Annotated in this window: 5 protein-coding genes; 2 read left to right on the top strand and 3 right to left on the bottom strand. The window is 38.7% G+C overall.

The window, feature by feature from the left end; genetic code table 11:
* Nucleotides 1-97 precede the first annotated feature (97 nt).
* A complete protein-coding gene (locus HMPREF9078_RS00435) occupies nucleotides 98-874 on the bottom strand; it encodes a C40 family peptidase (RefSeq protein WP_009418743.1) in 777 nt (258 codons plus the stop codon).
* Nucleotides 875-983: 109 nt separating this feature from the next.
* Between HMPREF9078_RS00435 and HMPREF9078_RS00430 the strand changes: the two genes are divergently transcribed.
* Both HMPREF9078_RS00430 and HMPREF9078_RS00425 read left to right on the top strand, forming a co-directional pair.
* Entirely contained in the window at nucleotides 984-1,898 is a 915-nt protein-coding gene (locus HMPREF9078_RS00430; protein WP_009418742.1) for an NTF2 fold immunity protein, read from the top strand.
* Between the two features lie 21 nt (nucleotides 1,899-1,919).
* Nucleotides 1,920-2,663, top strand: coding sequence for a class I SAM-dependent methyltransferase (locus HMPREF9078_RS00425; protein WP_009418741.1), 744 nt, complete (start codon nucleotides 1,920-1,922; stop codon nucleotides 2,661-2,663).
* A 103-nt stretch (nucleotides 2,664-2,766) separates the two neighbouring features.
* On the opposite strand, the gene HMPREF9078_RS00420 is transcribed toward HMPREF9078_RS00425, so the two are convergent.
* Nucleotides 2,767-3,366, bottom strand: a complete 600-nt coding sequence (locus HMPREF9078_RS00420) for a 50S ribosomal protein L25/general stress protein Ctc (RefSeq protein WP_009418740.1) — start codon at nucleotides 3,364-3,366, stop codon at nucleotides 2,767-2,769.
* Nucleotides 3,367-3,464: 98 nt separating this feature from the next.
* On the bottom strand, nucleotides 3,465-4,409 hold the full coding sequence (locus tag HMPREF9078_RS00415) for a ribose-phosphate pyrophosphokinase (protein ID WP_009418739.1): 945 nt from the start codon (nucleotides 4,407-4,409) through the stop codon (nucleotides 3,465-3,467).
* Nucleotides 4,410-4,771: the final 362 nt, after the last annotated feature.

Raw genomic sequence — 4,771 nt, 5'->3', positions numbered from 1 at the left:
GAACAAAAGACAAACAAAAGACGAACAAAAGACGGTACGAGCTGCACGAGCAGATGAACGATAAACGAGCCTAAGATGTAGGAATCTCGAATTTATACTACTTTTCAGTCGTTGAGATTCTTCGCAAGAGGCGTAGTTGGTGAGTGTAATTGCGCAGTTCACTATTAAAAATACCGATATGATCTAAACGGTCGATGCGCACTTTGCCAAAAGAGTGAATAATCCTGTTGTCGCCTAAGAGAATGCCTACGTGAATGATATTGCCTTCTTCGTCGTCAAAAAAAGCTAAATCACCTGCTTGGCATTCTTCTATAAAACTAAGAGAAACACCACAAGTAGCCTGTTTTTTAGCCGTACGAGGCAGGTGTATGCCGTTGAGTTTGAAAACCATTTGCACCAATCCGGCGGCATCTATCCCAAAGGGAGTTTTGCCTCCTGTTAAGAAAGGTACGTTTAAATATTCCAAAGCAGTGGGAATAATGCCTTGATGAGGTATTCTTTGGGTAGATTGTGAAGTTTGTAATAGATGATTGTGAGAAAAGGTAGCACCTTTGGGTATGTGCAGAAAAAGGTTGTCTCCGGTTTTCAAACGGAGCTTTGTAAGCCATCGGTGAGCGTATTTTTCTTTCTTTTTTAAAGATTTTTTGTAGTCTTTATCCGAAATTTCCGTAAACTGACTGTTGGCCACCCAGCCTTCGATATTGTCGAACAGCAAGCGTACATAGCTCCAATGCTCTTCTTTATCAATTACTTGCAACAACTCTCCGAAGAGTAATTGCGTAATCATCTCAGCCCCCTCAAAGGGCTCTAAACGTACGGGAACAACGCTCAAATGGCATATTCCATAAGGTGTTTCTAATATCTTCATATTCATCACGCCCGCAAAGATAGCAAATAATTAAGTATTAGCAAGAAACTATTCATATTTTTTTGTTTTTAAATGCTATTTTGTCTACTTTTGCACTCATAACAATCACATTACTATGGCAGCTTACAAACACCCTATTACCTTAGAAGCCGCTTTAAAAGAAGTAACCGAAGAGCGCTTCTGCAAAGGGCATCATTATAAAGATGTTGCCCTCACCGATGCGATGGTAGAGCAGATAGTGAAAGTAAAATCCTTAGTAAATATGGGTTTTATTAATACTGATATTACCGATGAAGCCCTCAAATACTTGGCTACTTTGCCCAAGCTAAAACTTCTTTTTTTAGAAGACAATAAGCAACTCACAGGCGAAGGCTTCAAATACTTTACCTCGAAACCTGTTGACCACATTTCGTTGGACGGTTGCCCCGTAACCGATGAAACCTTGAAAATCGTCTTGCAAGTGCCTCGCTTGAAGTCTATTTCATTGCGCCATACCCGCATTACTTTCGAGGGGCTAATGGCTGTGGCGCATTATAGCAGAATAAAGTTCTATCTCGATAAGTTTTTCACCGAGGAACAAATAAAAACCTTTGAGCAAGCCCAGCGCACAGCGGGAAAGAAGAAACCTACTACTACCAATGCTGATGATTTGCAAGTAGTCAAACAATTGCTCTTAAACTTTTTCTCGGCGATGACCCAGTGGGAAGAATTCGCTACAAAAAATGATGAAACAGAAGTGGATGACCTTTTGATAGAAGAAAAATGTAAAGCGATTTTTAAAAAATATTGCACCGACAAACGTCGCATAGGCTATCGTCCTGAGGGGATTAGCTTTTCTATGACAAAAGGTGGTACCTATGGCAATCATCAAATTATAGATAGTGAAACTCTTACCAAGAATAAGATATATATTTACACCCAAGACGAGTTAAACTTTCAGTATCGCTTCCTGATTATCCGAAAAGACGGTATTTGGAAGATTGACGAGTGCCAATGGCGTGACGGAGGCTGGAAAAAATACGGATTATAAAACTCATTTAAATAATTAAGTATGATGACAGATATATCTCAAAAGCTAAAATCTGATATAAAAGTAGAAGATTTGAAACAAGAAAATGGTATTTTGTGCTATATGAATGACTATTTCATTAGTGGAGATAACCAAAAGTATATGAAAATGTACGATTGGATGTCTTTTTTCTATGATTTTGGAGAGAAATGGATAGGAAGACTCAAGTATGGACACGCTATTGATCATCTACGTACCGAGTTGATGAGCCGTTTGGAATGGAAGAACAATATTTCGGTACTTTATGTTTCCATAGGTACGGGGGCTGACTTGCATTACCTGCCACAAGGGATTGATTTGAAAACGATAGACCTTGTAGGAGCAGATATCTCAATGGGAATGCTTAAAAAGTGCAAAAAGGAGTGGCAAAAGAAAACAAACCTTACACTCGTGCAGTGCCCCGCCGAGGAATTACCCTTTGCCGATAATACTTTTGATATTGTTTTTCACAACGGAGGTATCAATTTTTTCAATGATAAAGCGCTTGCCATAAACGAAATGCTTAGAGTTGCTAAAACAGGAAGCAAATTGCTTATTGCAGATGAAACAGCCGACTTTGTGGAGACCCAATACAAGAAAAGTGTCTTCTCCAAATCTTATTTTGAAGGCAAAACAGTCGATTTGAATGTCATAGAACAATGTATTCCTACTTCAGTGGCTGAAAAGAAAACAGAGTTGTTTTGGGATAATAAATTTTATGCTATTACTTTTAGAAAAAGCAACTAAATGAATGCTATGAGAAAAAGAGAACTTGCTAAACTGCAATAAAAAAGCCATAACAAACAATTGTTTGTTATGGCTTTTTTATAGAAAGTCTACTTGTTAAAAGTTATTTCTTAGTGGCAGCTTTTTCAGCTTTTGCAGCATCTTGTGCAGCTTTCATCGCAGCACGCGATACTCTCACCTGGCAAACCACAGTATTATCTGGGTGCATAATCTTGTATTTATCTTGTGCTAATTTAGTAACATATAGCTTGTTACCCATTTCTAAGCCCGAAATATCTACAGGAACAAAATCAGGTAAATTGTCAGGAAGAGCTTTTACTTTTAGTTTGCGGTTCACAATACGCAAAGTACCCCCTGCCATAATACCTGGTGAAGTCCCCTCAATTTGAATTGGCACTTCAATAGTGATTTCTTTGTCTTTGTGAAGCTGATAAAAATCGATGTGGATAATTTTATCAGATACAGGGTCAAACTGAATGTCTTGCAGAATGGCGTTATAAGTTTTACCATTCAATTCAATCGCAGCGGTGTATACGTTAGGAGTGTACACGATGTTTTTGAATGCTAATTCAGGTGCTGAAAAATGCAGAACATTGTCTCCCCCGTATAGTACGCAAGGAACCTGTCCAGCATTACGTAAGGCTTTGCTTGCAGCTTTGCCCACGCTTTCTCTTTGAGATCCTTTGATTGTAATTGATTTCATTTATTTATAAATAATTATTAAGTTACTTGTTCTTAGGCGTTAGGTTTTGTTAGATATTAAACATCAATTCTTACCTTTTCTTTTTACCTTTCACCTTGCTACATTATAAATTTAGAACTGATAGGCTCGTTGTGGTGTACGCGATGCATTACATCAGCAAAAAGATCAGCACAACTCAGTACTTTTATTTTGCTCGAAGGCTGCTTTAGTGGAATCGAATCAGTCACAATAAGCTCTTCTAAAGCCGAATTCTCTATGCGCTCATATGCGTTCCCGCTCAGTATAGGGTGAGTAGCTACTGCTCTTACACTTACAGCTCCTCTGTCCTTCATCAGTTGGGCAGCTTTCACCAAAGTACCTGCCGTGTCTACCATATCGTCTACCAATACTACGTTTTTACCCTCTACTTCACCTATGAGCTCCATTGTTTCAATCACATTGGCTTGTTTGCGCTGTTTATAGCAAATCACCACATCACATTTCAAGAACTTAGAATAAGCATAAGCCCTTTTAGAGCCTCCCATATCGGGCGAAGCAATACACAAATTGTCTAAGTGCAACCCCTGTAAATAAGGCAAGAAAATGCTCGAAGCAAAAAGATGGTCTACGGGGCGCTCAAAGAATCCTTGAATTTGGTCAGCGTGCAAGTCCATCGTCATAATACGAGTAGCACCTGCCGCTTGCAAAAGATTAGCCACCAATTTTGCCCCTATTGGCACTCTGGGTTTATCTTTCCTATCTTGGCGAGCCCACCCAAAGTAAGGCATTACTGCTGTGATGTGTCTTGCCGAAGCGCGTTTGGCAGCGTCTATCATTAGTAAAAGCTCCATCAAGTTATCCGAATTAGGGAAAGTAGAGCATATTAAGAAAACGCGTGCCCCTCTAATCGATTCTTCATAAGAGGGCTGAAATTCACCATCACTATAATAAGAAAGTTTAACTTCACCGAGCTGAGTACCGTATTTTTGCGCAATTTTCTCAGCCAGCTCTATGCTTTTAGAGCAAGCAAAGATTTTTGAATTAGGGGTGGTTTCACTAAACATTTTTATCAGTAAGTGTATTAAGGTATAAAAACTTCTAACTTTTCAGGGTGCAAAGGTACGAATATTAATTGTATTTGCAAGTATCTTGATGTGTTTTTTTATTTTATGAGCCAAAACATACCTCGCTTTACCTTTTTGTTTATCTCTTTGTTGCACCAATTACACTCTCCCACTACTTTTGTCATTTCTCATTTGTCACTCGTCATTTCTTCCTTTTTCCGTCATACTCCCTCCTAGTGCCTACGGACTAAGGTCTATCGCCTATTTCTCTTTCTTTCGCCTCGAAACCCCATTTTTAACATTTTTAGCGTTGTTGTATTACACTATTAATCAATTATTTGTATACCCTTTCTATACCAATC

This window comes from Capnocytophaga sp. oral taxon 380 str. F0488 (genome assembly GCF_000318255.2).
Taxonomy (GTDB): domain Bacteria; phylum Bacteroidota; class Bacteroidia; order Flavobacteriales; family Flavobacteriaceae; genus Capnocytophaga; species Capnocytophaga ochracea.
This window is presented reverse-complemented; position numbering and strand designations above follow the sequence as displayed.